This is a genomic window from Lachnoclostridium phytofermentans ISDg (genome assembly GCF_000018685.1).
GTDB lineage: Bacteria > Bacillota > Clostridia > Lachnospirales > Lachnospiraceae > Lachnoclostridium > Lachnoclostridium phytofermentans.
This window is the reverse complement of sequence record NC_010001.1, coordinates 2,693,061-2,709,847: the sequence shown is the minus strand read 5'-3', so window position 1 is coordinate 2,709,847 and position 16,787 is coordinate 2,693,061. Positions and strand designations below refer to the sequence as shown.

12 protein-coding genes are annotated in these 16,787 nt (G+C 36.1%); 11 read left to right on the top strand and 1 reads right to left on the bottom strand.

Annotated elements, in window-relative coordinates:
* Positions 1-45: 45 nt before the first annotated feature.
* The 5 genes from CPHY_RS11330 (at position 46) to CPHY_RS11310 (ending at position 6,704) form a co-directional block, all read left to right on the top strand.
* The gene (locus CPHY_RS11330; protein WP_012200213.1) at positions 46-1,719 is read left to right on the top strand and encodes an ABC transporter substrate-binding protein; all 1,674 of its coding nucleotides are present in this window, start codon (positions 46-48) and stop codon (positions 1,717-1,719) included.
* 75 nt (positions 1,720-1,794) lie between these two features.
* Positions 1,795-2,718: an ABC transporter permease gene (locus CPHY_RS11325; protein ID WP_012200212.1), complete on the top strand. Its 924-nt coding sequence runs from the start codon at positions 1,795-1,797 to the stop codon at positions 2,716-2,718.
* A gap of 12 nt (positions 2,719-2,730) precedes the next feature.
* Positions 2,731-3,636 carry a carbohydrate ABC transporter permease gene (locus CPHY_RS11320; RefSeq protein ID WP_012200211.1) on the top strand — a complete coding sequence of 302 codons (906 nt, stop codon included), beginning with the start codon at positions 2,731-2,733 and terminating at the stop codon, positions 3,634-3,636.
* Between the two features lie 110 nt (positions 3,637-3,746).
* Entirely contained in the window at positions 3,747-5,084 is a 1,338-nt protein-coding gene (locus tag CPHY_RS11315; protein ID WP_278183999.1) for an alpha-L-fucosidase, read from the top strand.
* Positions 5,085-5,171: 87 nt separating this feature from the next.
* The gene (locus CPHY_RS11310) at positions 5,172-6,704 is read left to right on the top strand and encodes a thioredoxin domain-containing protein (protein ID WP_012200209.1); all 1,533 of its coding nucleotides are present in this window, start codon (positions 5,172-5,174) and stop codon (positions 6,702-6,704) included.
* A gap of 38 nt (positions 6,705-6,742) precedes the next feature.
* On the opposite strand, the gene CPHY_RS11305 is transcribed toward CPHY_RS11310, so the two are convergent.
* The gene (locus CPHY_RS11305; RefSeq protein ID WP_012200208.1) at positions 6,743-7,063 is read right to left on the bottom strand and encodes a hypothetical protein; all 321 of its coding nucleotides are present in this window, start codon (positions 7,061-7,063) and stop codon (positions 6,743-6,745) included.
* Positions 7,064-7,183: 120 nt separating this feature from the next.
* On the opposite strand from CPHY_RS11305, the gene CPHY_RS11300 reads away from it, so the two are divergent.
* The 6 genes from CPHY_RS11300 to CPHY_RS11275 all read left to right on the top strand — a co-directional run bounded on the left by CPHY_RS11300 (position 7,184) and on the right by CPHY_RS11275 (position 16,666).
* A complete protein-coding gene (locus tag CPHY_RS11300; RefSeq protein ID WP_012200207.1) occupies positions 7,184-9,442 on the top strand; it encodes an AraC family transcriptional regulator in 2,259 nt (752 codons plus the stop codon).
* A 130-nt stretch (positions 9,443-9,572) separates the two neighbouring features.
* Positions 9,573-12,308 (top strand): transglutaminase-like domain-containing protein, encoded by a 2,736-nt coding sequence (locus tag CPHY_RS11295; protein ID WP_012200206.1) that lies wholly within the window; start codon positions 9,573-9,575, stop codon positions 12,306-12,308.
* Positions 12,309-12,360: 52 nt separating this feature from the next.
* Positions 12,361-13,221, top strand: a complete 861-nt coding sequence (locus CPHY_RS11290; protein ID WP_012200205.1) for a YitT family protein — start codon at positions 12,361-12,363, stop codon at positions 13,219-13,221.
* Positions 13,222-13,253: 32 nt separating this feature from the next.
* Positions 13,254-14,678 carry a leucyl aminopeptidase family protein gene (locus CPHY_RS11285; RefSeq protein ID WP_012200204.1) on the top strand — a complete coding sequence of 475 codons (1,425 nt, stop codon included), beginning with the start codon at positions 13,254-13,256 and terminating at the stop codon, positions 14,676-14,678.
* 180 nt (positions 14,679-14,858) lie between these two features.
* Entirely contained in the window at positions 14,859-15,605 is a 747-nt protein-coding gene (locus CPHY_RS11280; RefSeq protein WP_012200203.1) for a copper homeostasis protein CutC, read from the top strand.
* A gap of 179 nt (positions 15,606-15,784) precedes the next feature.
* Entirely contained in the window at positions 15,785-16,666 is an 882-nt protein-coding gene (locus tag CPHY_RS11275) for a patatin-like phospholipase family protein (RefSeq protein ID WP_012200202.1), read from the top strand.
* Positions 16,667-16,787: the final 121 nt, after the last annotated feature.

Here is a 16,787-nt window from a genome sequence, read left to right as displayed (position 1 = left end):
GAAAAATATAACAAATTAATGAAAAGTATAGGAGGAGGGTTTTTTATGAAGAAAATGAAATTGAAAAGAGCAGTTGCTTTATTACTTACTACCGTGATGATTATGGGTGTTACGGGATGTAGTAAGTCAGAAAGTGCTGACTCGGGAAAGGTCAAAGACTCTACAAGTATTTTGACAGAACCAGGTACATATCCGATTGTGAAGGAACCAATCGAAATGACAATCTTTTGTTTATCTATGCCTAACGTTGAGAATTTTGTATCCAATGATTTTACAAAATTCATGGAAGAGAAGACTGGCATTAAGATGAAATTCGAAACTGGTTCAAGAGATGATTGGGAAACAAAGTTAAATCTTTCGTTAAGCACGAACGATTATCCAGATATCATCATGTATGTGAATGCCAATAGAGCAAAATATGGGGTAAAAGAAGGCATTTTGATTCAGCTGGATGACTATATTAATGAGAAAAATACGCCAAATTATTTAGCTGCAATGGGGCAGTATCTCGGTGCTACAAGAGAAACTGATGGACATTTTTATTCTCTTGCTGGCTTGAATGAATGTTATCACTGCCAGTATGCGAAGAAGATGTGGGTAAATACTTACTGGTTAGAAAAGATGGGTGTTGATGTACCAACAACTACAGATGAATTTTATGATGTATGTAAGAAATTCCTAGAAATTAACCCAAATGGTATTGCGATTGGTGGAGCGAACAGCGGATGGCATGTACGCTTTGAAGAGTTTTTAGTAAACTCCTTTACCTTTGAACCTGGTAAAACACAATCCTACCGTGATGAGACTGCCGTAACGAAAGACGGAAAGGTCATTACGATCGCAAATACGGACGGATATAAAAAAGCATTAGAATATATGAACAGCCTATATGAATTAGGTGCAATCTATGACGGTAACTTTACACAGAATGGAGAGCAGTTAAGAACATTAGCAAATCAGGAAGGGGAGCCAATCCTCTTTATCCCAACTGGAACTATATCTGATATGTTTGATGCAACAGGAAATAACGAAACCTATAGACACTATCAAGCAATGTCTCCACTTGCAGGTCCAGATGGTACTAGAAATGCAACATACATGAAATATTCAGGTGTAGAAGAAGGTTCATTTATGATTACAGATAAATGTAAATATCCAGAAGCTGCCTTAAGATGGGCTGATTTCTTCTTTACCTATCAAGGTTCTTTATCTGCACAGTTTGGTGCTGATGAAGGGAAAGACTGGGTGATGAATCCGGACGGTAAGGTTGGTCTAAATGGTGAACCAGCGCTTTATGAAATATTAAATGCTTATTCAGCAGAAACCCAAAATCACGACTGGCAGGATGTTAATATTGCATACCGTCCAGCAGACTTCCGTTTAGGTCAGGCTACAGATGCGAATGTAGATGTTGGAACAGCAGAAGGACTTGAGAAACTTTTATTTGATGCAAGCAAGGAAAAGATGGAGCCATTTGCACAAAATGGTGACTTGGATATCTTACCAACGTTAAAATTAACGGATGAAGAATCCACGAAGATTCAGACAATCGGTGTGGAAGTTCAGAACTATATTGAAGAGAATAAAGTTGCTTTCATTACTGGTAGTAAATCTTTAGATAAAGATTGGGATTCCTATGTGAAAGGATTTGATAATATCGGTTTACCTACTTTGCTAGAAGTATATCAAACAGCTTTTGATAGACAGATGGGTAAGTAAAAGAATGATATAAGAATCAAGGGGGCTGCTACATAATGGTTTATCAGCCCCCTCATTTCTAAGGGAGGTTGTCTTTTGAGAGCGACGATGAGTAGAGAAAAAAAGCATAAGATAAAAAACTCAAACTGGCAATTTTGGGTGATTATAGCAATTCCTTTGATATATGCAATTGTATTCGCTTATATTCCAATGGGAGGAGTTATACTGGCATTTAAGGATTATAGTATCAAAAAAGGTATTTTGGGAAGTGATTGGGTAGGCTTACGGTATTTTAAGCAGTTTTTGCTTTCCCCATCTAGTTCTAAAGTAATTTGGAATACTTTAGTGCTTGGTATTTACAGTTTAATAGCTAGTTTTCCAATCCCGATTTTATTGGCGGTGGGACTAAATGAAATCAAAGCAGTAAAATTTAAAAAGACGGTTCAGATGGTTACTTATGCACCTTATTTCATATCGACTGTTGTTATGGTTGGTATGTTAATGCAAATGACAGATTTGCGTATTGGTATTATCAATAAGCTGATAGGCTTATTTGGTGTAGGTCCAATCAACTTTTTTGGAAATGCTAATATTTTTAGAGGTTTATATGTTTGGAGTGGTGTCTGGCAGGTTACCGGATATTCTGCCATTATCTACATAGCAGCGCTTGCCGGAGTTAGTCCAGAATTAAAAGAAGCCGCAATCGTGGATGGAGCGAGCAGAATGAAGAGAATATGGCATGTAGACTTGCCAGCAATCCGTCCGACAATAGTAACGATGCTAATATTTGCTTGCGGTAATATGATTAATATTGGATTTGATAAAGTTTACCTTATGCAAAACAGTATGAACTTAGCGAGATCAGAGGTTATTGCAACGTTTGTTTATAAGGTTGGTCTAGTCAATGCTGATTACGGTTTCTCCACGGCAGCAGGACTATTTCAGTCCTTAGTCAGCTTTCTCATGTTAATTGCTGTGAATAAGCTTTCTAAAGTAATTACAGAAACTAGTTTGTGGTAAGGGGGAGAGCATATGAAAACAGAAAAGAAGAAATTTTCTAAGGCTCCAATCGGAGATAAGGTATTTATTATATTTATCTATGTATTATTAACCCTAGCCATGTTAATTGTCTTATTACCATTAATCTATATTGTTAGTGCATCATTTTCAGACTCACAGGCAGTTATTGCAAATGAGGTATGGTTATTGCCAGTAAGGCCGACGTTACGTGGTTATGAAGCTGTATTTAAGAATAAAAACATCCTAACGGGATTCTCGAATTCTTTCTTTTACATGATTGTGGGAACTGCTGTCAATATTCTGATGACAATCCTTTGTGCGTTTCCGTTGTCTAGGAAAGAGTTTACTGCTAGGAATAAAGTTGCTATGATATTTATATTTACTATGTATTTCAGTGGTGGTTTAGTTCCGTCTTATATGCTAGTAAATAAATTAGGACTCGTGAATACAAGATGGGCACTTATCATACCATCGGCGATGTCAACTTATTTCATGATTATCTGTAGAACGTATTTTATTAACTCTATTCCAGATGAGCTTTATGAGGCAGGACAAATCGATGGGTGTACCCCTTTTAAATACTTATTGCGTATCGTGATTCCTTTATCAAAACCAATCATTGCGGTATTAACTCTGTATTATGGCGTAGGTAAATGGAATTCTTACTTTGATGCTATGATTTATTTAAAGGATCAGACTTTGGTTCCTTTACAGGTTGTTTTACGTGACATCTTAATATTGAACAAGATTGATTATACGATGATTAGCGACGCTTCAGCTTTAGCTGCCCAGCGTGGTCTGACAGATTTATTAAAGTATTCTACAATTGTAGTTGCTTCAGTTCCAGTGTTATGTATTTACCCATTTGTGCAAAAGCATTTTGTAAAAGGGGTTATGATTGGAGCTGTGAAAGGATGATTTCAAAAGACAAAAAGAATTGGATATAGAGTAAAGGATAAATCTTTTACTCAGCAAGTTTGTGTCTGCGTTGCAACCACAAACTGGTTTGGGCAAAAAAAAGCACCCGCATTCATGCGTGTACAGAAAAGAGGGAAAACATGTATCAGTTTAATAGAGATGATTATAACAAGAGAATGGAATGGTACCAGGACGCTAGATTTGGAATGTTTATTCATTGGGGCTTATATTCAATTCCAGCCCGTGGAGAGTGGCTTCGAAGTACGGAAGAGATGTCAATTGAGGATTATCAGAAGTATTTTGATGAATTTGATGCTAGAGATTATGATCCTAAAAAATGGGCAAAGCTCGCGAAAGAAGCAGGAATGAAATATGTTGTTCTTACGGCAAAACATCATGATGGATTTTGTTTGTTTGACAGCAAATATACAGAATATAAAGCAACAAATACAAAAGCAGGAAGAGATCTTGTTAAGGAATATGTGGATGCGGTGCGTGCAGAAGGTTTAAAGGTGGGGCTCTATTTTACTTTACTTGATTGGTACCATGAAGACTATCCGCATTACGGCGATCGAATTCATCCAATGAGAAATAATAAGAATTGTGGAAATGAGAATCGTGATTTTAGCCGTTACGTTGAGTATTTTCATAAACAAGTAGAAGAGATTTGCACGAATTATGGACAATTGGATGTCTTGTGGTTTGATTTTTCCTATGATGATATGCGAGGAGAAAAATGGGGTGCTACAAAGCTCATGAATATGGTTAGAACTCTTCAGCCACAAGTAATTATTGATAATCGACTTGAAGCAAGTGGGGAAGGTAAAGGTTCCTTAGCGGAAGGTAACCCAACCCCATATCACGGTGACTTTGTAAGTCCAGAGCAAATCATTCCGCCAGAAGGAGTAAAAGATGTGAACGGTGATCCACTGGTATGGGAAGCATGTATTACCATGAACAACAACTGGGGATACCACGGAACAGATAAGTTCTTTAAACCAGCACCTATGTTGATTAAGAAGCTTGTAGAGTGTGTATCAAAGGGTGGCAACATGCTACTTAATGTTGGGCCTGATGCCTATGGTAATATCCCAGAAGAATCCGTAGAGATCCTATCTCAGATTGGGAAATGGATGAAACGTAACCATGATAGTATCTACGGATGTGGTATTGCAAATGTACCAAAACCAGACTATGGACGTGTTACGAGAAAGGGAAACAAATATTATTTTCATATGTTTGAGAATACTATTGGACCGGTACCTTTGTTAGGATTAGAGAAAAATAAAGTGAAAAAAATCAGAGCATTAGCTACAGGATATGAGATTCCGATCTCTACTAGCTGGGTACATAGTGATTATCCAGACATCGTATTTGCCAATTTGGGACCAAATCCTGTTTTACCAGACAATATCGATTATGTTTTAGAAGTAGAAATGGATGACTAGATGCCTATGAGATTAAAATCTTTCTTATTCTTTTGTTTGCTAATCGTATGTATGATTCCAAGGAGGGCGGAAGCGAAAGAGGTTGTCATGATATATTTTTTTCATGACAACCCTTGTGAATCATGCCATGAAGAAGAGTATTTTATTGATATCGTGAAACGGCAATTACTTCCTCATAAGGAGGAGTATCCCTATGAGTTTCAGGTTAATAGTACGATGCAGACACAAGGAAGAGAAAAATACCTCTCAATGCTACAAGAGCTTTCCTTAGATAAAACTAAAGTTTCCTGCCCAGTGATGATTATAGGAGATCGGTTGGTTTCAGGTTATGAGGAGATAGAAGCAGAAATTTTTGATATTGTGAAAGATAAGTATTTGTCATTGGAAGCAGTGTTAGGTGACAATCATAATTACAGTGGTAGTAATAGCTTTGATGAAACCGATGGTAATAGCTACAATGACAGTAATAGTTTTGATAAAAACGATGGCAATAGCCATAGTAACAATAACAACAACAACAGTACTTTTAATGGGGAAAACTCTTTAGAAGAAAAGCTATTGAATGAGGATTCTTACATACTTTTCACTACTTTTTCCTGTCCGCAGTGTGAGAAGGTAAAAAAAGAAATAAAGAAAAATGAGTTTCCTGTCAACATTCAAGAAGTAAATATCCTTGACGAAGGAAATGCGGATATCCTGCTTGAGTATTTTAGATTATATCAAGTACCAAGTGAAGAACAACAAGTACCAATTTTATTTTACAATGGAGCCTATGCATCCGGGGCAGCTGACATAATCGATCTGTTTGATAAAGAACAATGGTGGGAACTTTCAAAAAGTGGAAAAATAGTTATTTCCTCAGAAGGGAAGGAAAACAAAGCAAACGTTGAACAGGACAGAAAGGGAAATCCTTGGTTAGAATTAGGTAGGGTGATAGGAACTGGCGTGATTAATGGATTAAATCCATGTGCGATCTCTATGTTTTTCCTGCTGCTGTCTATTCTCCTTGGGATGAATCTAGGGATCCTTAAGAATGGGCTCTTATATTTAACAGGGAAAGTAATTGCTTATTTTGTAATGGGAATTGGATTATTTTCAATATTTGAAATTGCACAGGGGACTTTTTATAACCTGTTTGGAATCATGAAGTGGATACTATGTATCTTTGCAGTGCTACTTTCATTACTTAATTTTCTTGACTTATACCATACGATAAGGGGGGAGTATGGAAAGATACGTCTACAACTACCTAAAGCCCTTCGTCAATGGAATCAGTCAAAGATTACAAGTATCAATCACCATTCGTATCAAAAGATTGGGGTTGTCATCCTTCTATTAGGATTTCTTATTTCCTTAGGTGAATTTTTCTGCACTGGCCAAATTTATGCGGCTACTTTATTATCACTTTTAAAGTCTAGTAGTGAAAGAGTGTGGATTCGATTTGAGATATTTAGTTATGCAATTGCATTATGTATTCCATCCCTACTTCTTCTAATGATGATAGCAAAAGGGAAAAGTGTAATTACTGCTTCCGATAAAGTACTTACTAATATGCCTTATATTAAACTAATCAACGGCATTCTCTTTTTAATCTTTGCAGTCGTCTTTTTATTAATATAACGTGTTTATTGGTATAACATGTTTATTGGTATAACGTGTTATGTAAATCTTATTTCGATGGTAGCAGCAGGAGGAAAGGAAGTATAGCGAAGGAAGAGTGGCAATTGTTCACTGTAAAATGTACAGTTTGAATTAACATCTTCACAACTTAACAGCTCATGTTCCATCTCTGATAGTAAACGATTACGGACTGCACTTCGATGGATAAAGCAAGGAGTCGGGTCATTGTAAAATAAGATACTTTTATCGATGATGACTTGATCTGGGATGGGTAATTCCAAAAAGGAACCATCATATAAGGCTTCTTTTTCTGTAACTATTTTAATAAATTTAATGTTTTTGGTTGATTTTTTCTTCATATCGCTCCTTTTTCTCGCGTATTTTTTCTTGTTTAATTGGGAGTTTGCTAGAATTATAGGCTTTTTTATAGTATAATATGTTAAATAATAAAAGGCAACTAAGAATGAGAGAAAAAACTTATGAGAAAATATATAGCAGGAAAAGTGAATCAGTTATCGATGAATTTATTAGTATCATATTTATCTATTTTAATAGCTCCATTTTTTGCAATCATCTTGATTTATTTTGCATCTACAGATTTGTTGTTAACAGTGCAGAAGGAAAAGATGAATACGACATTAAATACGACAGCGCTTGAAATTACGCGTGGATACATAGAAGCAGGAAACTTAGCAACTTACATAAGTAATATGAAAGAACTTAAAACTCTAAGTACGAAAGTAAAAAATAAAGAAGCGCAGTATTATGACATGTATATGTTTAGTACAGCGCTACCTGATTATTCAGCGATTAATGCAGTCATAGGGGATGTTTATATCTTTTTTAAAGATGGTAAATGGATCATGAAGAATAAATCCGTTGTCCCAGCGGATAATCGGGCATATGAATCCTTAGGAAGTTTTAACGAGATTACTTATGAAGAGTTAGCAGTTCAATTTAGTGACACCTTTTATAATAAGACTTATTTAGAATATGATGAAGGAAAATATAATAATCAAATGGTAGTTGCGCAGTCATTCCCATTCGATAGTTTTGGAGAAGTAGAAGGAACGATTGTAATAGCAATCAATGAAGAACTCATTTACGAGAAGTTAAAAACCAATTTTATTCAGGAGGAAGGGATTGCCTTAGTCATGAATCGTGACGGCTTAGTACGTAAAGCGATGTCCGGTTCGAACACTAGATTAGACATTGAAAACATTCCGCTTTCTAAGTTACTGGCTAAAGAGGATGGTATTATCAAGATTAAAGGTGAAAAATACATACTTTCAAAGGTGGATGAGTCTATCTTTACCTATGCTGTTTTAATACCGAAGAGCATCGTATTAAGACAAATTGGCTTTATGAAATACTTAATCATCGCACTTTGTGTGATTTCTATCTTTACCGGTTTTCTTACCTGTATTGCTCTATGGAGAAAACGACGAAGTGTTGTTGTAGCATTTGGCGAATATCAAGGTAAATTTGGAAAGGCAGCAGGGGATGGTAAAACTGGAATGAGCTTCTGGGAAGGGATACCGTTTATTCTTGAAAGCGCAGCTAATCTCCAAACAACAATACTTCTGCAGCGAAATTTTATGAAAACAGCGGTGATTCGTAAAATCATCCTTGGTGGATATCTCACAGAGGAGGAGATACGTCAGGATATGAAATCTGCAGATATCTTCTTATCTGGCAAATGTTATTATGCCGCAGTTATTATGTTAAACCATAGTGCGATGAATATGGAGTATGGTAACTGGAACGAAATTAGTTTATCTACGATTAATTATGTTAGAAATCAGATTTCAATTCCAAATCATTTCTGTAATATCGATTATTATACGTTTGCTATCATCTTTCCAATCGAAGGCGACAATATGCTACCAGTGATTCGTGATGTTTTAGCAGAAGTAGAAATTAACCTATCGAATGAGATGCATTTGGAAACTTATATTGGTATTGGTAAGGAAGTAAGCACTACTTTAGAGATTGCAAAGTCCTTTGAAGATGCAATGGAAGTTTGTGAGTATCTTAGATTCCATGATATCCGTATGCCTCTTAGTAAAGAAGAAATGCCGAAAAATACAGAGACTTTCTTCTTCCCAGTAGAAACTGAATTACACTTGGTTAAGACCATTAAGCAAGGAAATCAGGAAGAATTAACAGATCTATTTCAAATGATTCAGTATGAGAATTTTACCTATCGTAATTTATCTCTTATTATGATAAATTACTTAATGGAATTAGTAAGAGGTACGGTAATTCGAGCGCTTCGTGAAGAGGAATGTGACTACCAGAAGGTAATCGATGGTATCACAGAAGCAAATCATTTAGAGGAGCTTTATCAAGTTCTAATAGAAGTGCTTCCTTGTATTAAGGACAGACAAAAGCAAAATGAGACGAAGGAAGCAGAAGAAAAGAAGGAAAAGATAAAGGCATTGGTGGAAGAAATGTATACCAATGCAGACTTAAATCTTGCGTTAGTTGCTGAAAGTTATGGTATGGCAGAAAATAAATTATATAAAGAGTTTAAAAGTTTGTTCGGGGTTAGTTTCAGCGAATATTTAGAAAATGAAAGAATCAAAAAGGCTTGTGAATTGTTACGACAAAATATAGCGATTAAAGATGTAGCTGAGATGGTAGGATACAGTAGTGATTTTTCCTTCCGAAGAGCCTTCAAAAGGGTGATGGGACTGCCACCTAGCTATTATGCAGATGGTTTGTCGGAACAATAGAATTAATAGAGAAATCAAGTTTTCAATAGAATTAAAAGAGAAATGAAGTTTTCAATAGAATTAAAGAAACATCAAGTTTTCGATATAATTAAATAAGACACTATGTTTTCAGTACAGTAAAGGAGACACCATGTTTTCAGTACAATTAGAAAAGTATGCAAATAAAAAATTTGAAGAAAGAAAAGCGGTGTATGAGCCAATACTTCCAGAACTGGTAGAACAGTTTAATCAGTGTGGGAGGGAGGAAAGAATTTTACTAGAATTTCTCTATGGCACCATGCCGGTTAGAGATGCAGGAGAATACGAATTCAAGGTCTTTCTAAGTTATGTTACCCATGCAAATTGGTTGCGAGAACATATGGAATGGACAAGGCAACTGCCAGAGGATTATTTTATCCATTATGTATTCTATCCTAGGGTGAATTCAGAAGATATTACAGAATGCAGACAGTTTTTCTATGACCACTTAAAAGATAGAATCAAAGATAAAAACATGACAGAGGCAGTATTAGAAATCAATTACTGGTGTGCGGAAAATGCAACTTACGAAGCATCGGATAGCAGAACGATTTCTCCAATGACGGTATATAATTCTGGAAAAGGCAGATGTGGAGAAGAATCAACCTTTGCAGTAACAGCATTTCGTAGTGTAGGTATTGCTGCAAGACAGGTCTATACGCCTAGATGGGCACACTGTGATGATAATCATGCATGGGTTGAGATATTTGTTGATGGTACGTGGTGCTTTCTTGGAGCCTGTGAGCCAGAAGAAGTTTTGAATAAAGGCTGGTTTTTAAATGCTTCCAGCAGAGCATTATTAGTGCATAGCCGTACCTTTTCTGATTATCGCAGTGAATCAACGGAAGAACATATCGGTAAAGAGGATTTATTATCTTACTATAATAGTACATCTACTTATGCTAAGACACGTTGCTTTAAGATATTCGTAAAAGATAAGAATCTGGAACCGGTATGTGGTGCTAAGGTATCTCTTGAGATACTAAATTATGCAGAGTTTGCGTCGGTGACGGAACTTTATACAGATGAAAAAGGCTGCGTAAGTATTACCATCGGATTAGGAGATATTCATATCAGAGCGGTTAAGGATGGTTTCTTTGCTGAAGCTATGGGGCATGTTAGGACACAAGAAGAGATAACCCTTATCTTAAATGACAATCTTTTAAGTAAAGACTGGGTGACAGATTCTTGGGAGATGTGCGAAGTGGAAGCTCCAAAAGATAGTGTTAAGTACCAGTTTAACTTGACTAGGGAGCAGCAAGCTACCAATCGAAGTAAGCTAAGAGAAGCTAAGTTACTTCGTGAAAATCGAATTGAGAGTTATTATGACGAAGCTTTGGCTGAAAATGTACCAGATGCAAAAGAGATTCTTCATCTTGCAAAGGGAAATTTTATGGAGATTTATAGGTTCTTAACCGTAGATGGTAATAACGTAGATAGTAATCAAGACCGATTAGCTTTGTTAAAAACGTTAAAGGTAAAAGATTATAAAGATGTCACTGCCAGTGTGTTAGAAGACCATCTAAAAGTAAGGGAAAGTAGTTATAAGTACCGACCTGTATATAAAGATAACATTGCACATGAAGACAGCATTGTATATAAAGAAAGCATTGAATTTAATGATAGCTGTGTTTATAATGATAGCATTGCATATGAATACAGTTTTGCTATGGAATACATCGTTTGCCCGAGAATCTATCTTGAAGAATTGACTGCTTACCGTAGCTATATCAATTCTTATTTTGATGAAGATACAAAGCAGAAATTCATTAGTAATCCAAACAGTATCTGGGACTATATCAAAGAAATCATTAAGTTTCAGAAAGAGTTTGATTATCAAACGATTACTGCAACACCAATTGGCTGTTTAAAATTACAACAAGGGAATACTTTAAGTCAAAAAATATTATTTGTTGCAATTTGTAGAACACTTGGGATTCCAGCTCGTTTGAATAAGGTTACTATGGAACCTGAATTTTTTGATGGGAAGGATTTTTGTATACTGGTAAATCAAAATAGAGATTGCTTGTCGCTAGATCAAGATAAAGATAAATCCATAAAGTCAAATGGGTATGATAAGATGCCTCATGATTTGTCTCTACATGAACCTGAAAGAGGAAATCTGATTCTTCTTGTGGAGAATAAAGAGAAGTGGACTTATGGACAAAACTTTACCCTTGGGAAGTTACAGGAAGGACAGTACCTTACTCTGGATTATGAGGGATTAAAATTCCCAGATAAGGAGTTGTCACTTCTTTTGGAAGCGGGAATTTATAGGTTAATAGTGACGACTCGAATGCCGAATGGAAATCAGCATATGTCTGTTCGGATATTTGAGATTCAATCAGAGGAAGAAAAAAGAATTCAGATGATTCTAAGAGAGAATCAATTAGAAGATCTACTCGTAGACAATGAAATTGCGGACTTTGAGATTTCAGACGGTCAAATGGAATATTGGTTGTCTGGGCTTATGAAGGAACAGAACGGTATTTTAGCTTTTCTTGATGAAGGAAAAGAGCCAACGGAGCATGTACTAAATGAAATGTTAGAAAAAGAAACAGAACTTCAGAAGTTTCATGGGAACATTTTATTTATAGTAAAGGATCAGGAGGCTATAACGAATGAAACTATGAAAAAGGTATTAGAAAAAATACCGAATATTCAGGTTTATTTTGACCCTGAGTTAGAACATGCTGAACCAGTTGCAAGAAGAATGTATGTAGACCCTGAAAAATTACCATTATTAGTTGCGCTAAATCAAGGGTGTACCGGAGTATATAGTTGTGCCGGATATAATGTGGGCAGTGTAGCTCTGATACTAAAGATATTAGATAAGATAAATAAGTAATTGAATTTTTAGATACTTGCCTGTACTAAAAGTTTACCAAGGGTAGAAAGGTATGGTTTTAATGAAAGAACAAAAAGCAGGCATGGTAATACTGCTCAATGTAGTTGGAATTTTTTTATATACGGTGGGAATGAGGTCATTTGCTGCACCGGCGAAAATTGCACCAGGAGGTGCTAGCGGTATTGCTATCTTGGTAAACTATGTAACAGGCTTTCCAATAGGTGTATTTTGTACATTATTTAGCCTACCACTATTAGCAATTGTTTGGAAAAAGAAGATATTCAAACCTGTATTTGTAGGGAAAGCGGTATGTAGTATCTTATTACTTTCCCTCATGACTGATTTGTTAGAGCCAATTTTACCTCATTATCAGGGGAATCCTTTATTAGCGGCTCTATTTGCAGGAGCATTTTTAGGAGTTGGACAAGGAATGGTCTATTTGGGAACGTCAGACACAGGGGGGATAACACTAATCGGGTTAATTTTGCAAAAAAAGTTCCCTCAGTTACATGTTGGGACAGTATCCTCAGCTATTAACTGCATAATTGTGTTAGCATCTGGTATTGTCTATCGTAATATTGAGAGCATTCTTTATGCAATTGTTACCGTTTATGTTGCCGGGCTATTTATGAACAAGTTAATTAATAGTGCAAATGCCAAAGGGTTAATCATCGTAATGAGTGAGTGTACCGATCGTATCCGATGTATCTTCTTAGAAGAAAAGGAAGGGATTACAATCTTAAAAGGAGAAGGTGGCTATACTAGTGAAACACAACGTGTCATTATGGGAGCCGCTGATAAAGCAGATTGTGCGAGAATTCAAAGAAGGATTCAGCAAGAAGATCCTAAAGCGCTTATTATTGTTTCTGAAGCAAGTAACGTTACAGGAAAACGTTTTGGTCAAATGATATAGAAAATTACAACGAAGGAAGGCATGTTTTAACTATGATAGTGATAAAAGATATTGTAAATAAAACAAATACAGTGGAGTTTATTTTGGAGGGTCAGATACAAGCAAAGCAACATCCGATTTCTCTAAAGTGCTTTTTTAAGGGGACATATCTGGAAAGTTTTTATCTACCACAAGAAAACAGTACAGTATTATACATTGGCTGCGGGAAAGAAAAAGAGCTTACTTTACTAGGAATAAAAGAAATCTTTGCCCAAATTGCCAAACAGTGTAAAGAATATCAAATTCCAACTTGTGGTATTGATTTTACTTATTTTCTAGAGAAATTTGGAGAGAAGGCTATCATTCAGGCTGTGTTAGGCTTATCCCTTGGTAATTACTCTTATCGTGTATCAAAGAAAGAAGATTCATATGAATGCAAATATGAATTTGGTGGATTATCAAGTGTCAATTGTGCGCAGGAATATATTAGAGAAGCTTTGGATTTAGCAAAAAGTATAGAGTTTGCAAGAGATATGGTGAATACTCCTGGCAACCATTTGCGACCAATGGATTTTAATAGAGCAATTAAAGAATATGTTCAGGATATTCCTGTGGAGGTAGAAACCCTTGTTTATGGTCAATTAAAGGCTATGGGAATGGAAGGGTTATATGGAATAGGAGGAAGCAGTGAATATCCTCCTTGCCTTATGATTTTACGCTATCAGGGGAATCCAAAGGACCCAGAGGTTTATGGACTGATTGGTAAGGGTGTGACTTGTGATACTGGTGGCTATTGTCTAAAGAGTGCAAAAAGTATGGCTGGTATCAAAGGAGATATGGCGGGAGCTGCAGCTGTAGTTGGTGCAATACATGCCATTGCAAAGCAAGAACTTCCAATCAATGTGGTTGCCTGTCTGCCATTATGTGAGAATCGTATTTCACAATCCTCTCATTTGCCTGGGGATGTAATCAAATCTTATCAGGGTAAAACAATTGAAATCTTAAATACAGATGCTGAAGGAAGACTTATCTTAGCAGATGCAATGAGTTATGGAATCCGTAATGAAGGTATTACAAAGGTTCTTGATATCGCAACTTTAACTGGTGCAGTGTGGTCTGCGTTAGGCTTCACTATTGCAGGTGCAATGTCCAATGATGATTCCTACTATCAAATGTTTGAAGAAGGTCTATCTTTAGCACAGGAAACTTATCTGCGTTTTCCATACCATAAGGAACATGAAAAGATGATCAAAAGTAATGTTGCAGATATTAAAAATATTGGTGCAGATTGTTGTGGAGCGATTACAGCAGGATTATTTATCAAAGAATTTTGTGAAGACCTACCTTGGATTCATTTAGATATTGCTGGCACTGCATGGAGTGATACACCACAATATGCATTTGATGACAAAGGTGCAACGGGAGCAGGAGTGACAGCAATTTATTATATGCTAAAACAAGCTGCAAATGAAAAGTAAGTGTGAAGAGAATTTTTAAGACATCAAAAGGTCTGGCTAAGAAATTCTAAAACTTCACTCTGGACTCAATCATTGTGTGAGCTGCCTTTGGTGAAATGTTTTTAAGTGTGAAAATTTTTCACACTGCAAAAAGTGTTTTACCGCATAAATGTGCAGTATTGCAGCAGAATGGAGATCATTATGGATAAATTTATTTTGGAAGCATGTGTTGATAGTGTGGAGTCTGCGGTGATAGCAACGAATGCAGGTGCAAACCGCCTCGAGCTTTGTTCGAATCTGATCATCGGTGGGACTACCCCTACTCTAGCCATGTTTCAACAAATCCGAAAGCGTTGTAATAATAAAATTCATGTATTATTACGTCCAAGATTTGGTGACTTTTGTTACACAGAAGATGAGTTTGAGATAATAAAAGAAGAGGTAAGACAATATAACAAATTTGGTGCGGATGGTGTTGTGATTGGAATATTAACACCTGAGGGTGAACTAAATATGCAGCAGATGGCGGATTTAATGAAAGAAGCAGGGGATATGTCAGTTACCTTACATCGTGCATTCGATATGTGTAAAGATCCCAAAAAGACATTAGAACAGGCAATAGAGCTTGGGATTGATTCTATACTAACCTCAGGTCAAGCAAATGATTGTGTAACTGGTAAAGACTGTTTAAAGGAATTATACCAACTAAGTAATCAAAGAATTGATATTCTGGTAGGCAGCGGAGTAAATGCTGGTGCAATCAAAGAGCTATATCAGCATACTGGCGCAACCTCATATCATATGTCAGGAAAGAAAATCATTGATAGCGCTATGGTTTATCGTAAAGAGAATGTCTTCATGGGCTTAGATGGTTTTGATGAATATAGCATCTGGCGAACAGAAAAAACAGAGATTGAAAGGGCAGTAACTTTACTAAAGGAGTTATAGAAAAGCTAGGATGATTCATCTTTAGCGAAAATTTTCTAGGTGATCTAGTTGCAACATTTCAATATAGAGTGTAGAATGGCATCAACTGAAGGGATGGTGCCATTTTTTTCAATCTTAGGGATGAATGTAATATTCTTTATTATGATTTAAAAAATTGTACGTGATGGGTGGTTGATTGGATGAAAGAACCTAGAATTGGATTAGTACTTGCAGGAGGAGGTGCTAAGGGCGCATATGAGGCTGGAGTATTTAAAACTTTATGGGAACTTAACCTTATAGATAATATTAAGGTAATCTCCGGTACCAGTATTGGCTCAGTCAATGCACTCCTTTTTGCCATGAATGATTTTAAAGTAGTTAAGAATAGTTGGAGTAATTTGTCCTATTCCCGTTTTTTATTAAATGAAGAAAAGTTTCGAAAGGAATATGTGCCTATATTAATCAAGCGTGCAAGGCACGGTTATGAAGAGAATCCAATCGTTCATGACCTGGACACCAGAGACATTGGATTGATTTCACAAAAAGGTGTGGAAGACTTTCTCAAAGAGTACGTGGATGTGGAGATAATTAAAAGGTCCAAAAGGGATCTCTTTGCATGTGCTTATAACATTGATAAAGGAAAGCCAGAGTATTTTCTTTTGAATGAACTAAAGGAAGAAGAACTGATTGATGTAGTATTAGCTTCCTGTGCGATCCCATATTTATTTCCACCAAGAAATATCAGGGGATGTCGTTATGCAGATGGAGGGATTCATGCTATAGAGTACCCAAATAATAATATTGATAATGTACCGATTCATCCACTTCAGGATTATCAATTGGATTTTGCTTTCGTTGTCCATTTATCGGATAAGAAGAAGGAAGAGGGAGTGGAATTCGAAAAACTTAAACAGGTGAAAATGATTCATATCTATCCATCAAAACCGTTAGAACGGATTGGTGGCACCGGAACTATTCTTCTTGAACAAAAGAGATTAGAGGAAAATGTGGAACTTGGATATCGGGATTCTATGGTTGCGATAGCACCTAAGATTTTGGCATATTGGAAGAAGTATAATTGAAAATATACTTTGCTGCAATAAGTGGAAAACTTTATTTAGCTAAAAACCTAGAGAACTTACACAATATTTATTTAGCGGGACCAAATAAAATGACTGAGACTATTCTAACAAGATAATCATA

Coding starts and splice junctions, on each gene's coding strand:
- CPHY_RS11285 (WP_012200204.1), top strand. CDS start 13,254: ATGATAGTGATAAAAGATATTGTAAATAAAACAAATACAGTGGAGTTT.
- CPHY_RS11275 (WP_012200202.1), top strand. CDS start 15,785: ATGAAAGAACCTAGAATTGGATTAGTACTTGCAGGAGGAGGTGCTAAG.
- CPHY_RS11290 (WP_012200205.1), top strand. CDS start 12,361: ATGGTTTTAATGAAAGAACAAAAAGCAGGCATGGTAATACTGCTCAAT.
- CPHY_RS11305 (WP_012200208.1), bottom strand. CDS start 7,063: ATGAAGAAAAAATCAACCAAAAACATTAAATTTATTAAAATAGTTACA.
- CPHY_RS11295 (WP_012200206.1), top strand. CDS start 9,573: ATGTTTTCAGTACAATTAGAAAAGTATGCAAATAAAAAATTTGAAGAA.
- CPHY_RS11280 (WP_012200203.1), top strand. CDS start 14,859: ATGGATAAATTTATTTTGGAAGCATGTGTTGATAGTGTGGAGTCTGCG.
- CPHY_RS11310 (WP_012200209.1), top strand. CDS start 5,172: ATGATATATTTTTTTCATGACAACCCTTGTGAATCATGCCATGAAGAA.
- CPHY_RS11320 (WP_012200211.1), top strand. CDS start 2,731: ATGAAAACAGAAAAGAAGAAATTTTCTAAGGCTCCAATCGGAGATAAG.
- CPHY_RS11330 (WP_012200213.1), top strand. CDS start 46: ATGAAGAAAATGAAATTGAAAAGAGCAGTTGCTTTATTACTTACTACC.
- CPHY_RS11300 (WP_012200207.1), top strand. CDS start 7,184: ATGAGAAAATATATAGCAGGAAAAGTGAATCAGTTATCGATGAATTTA.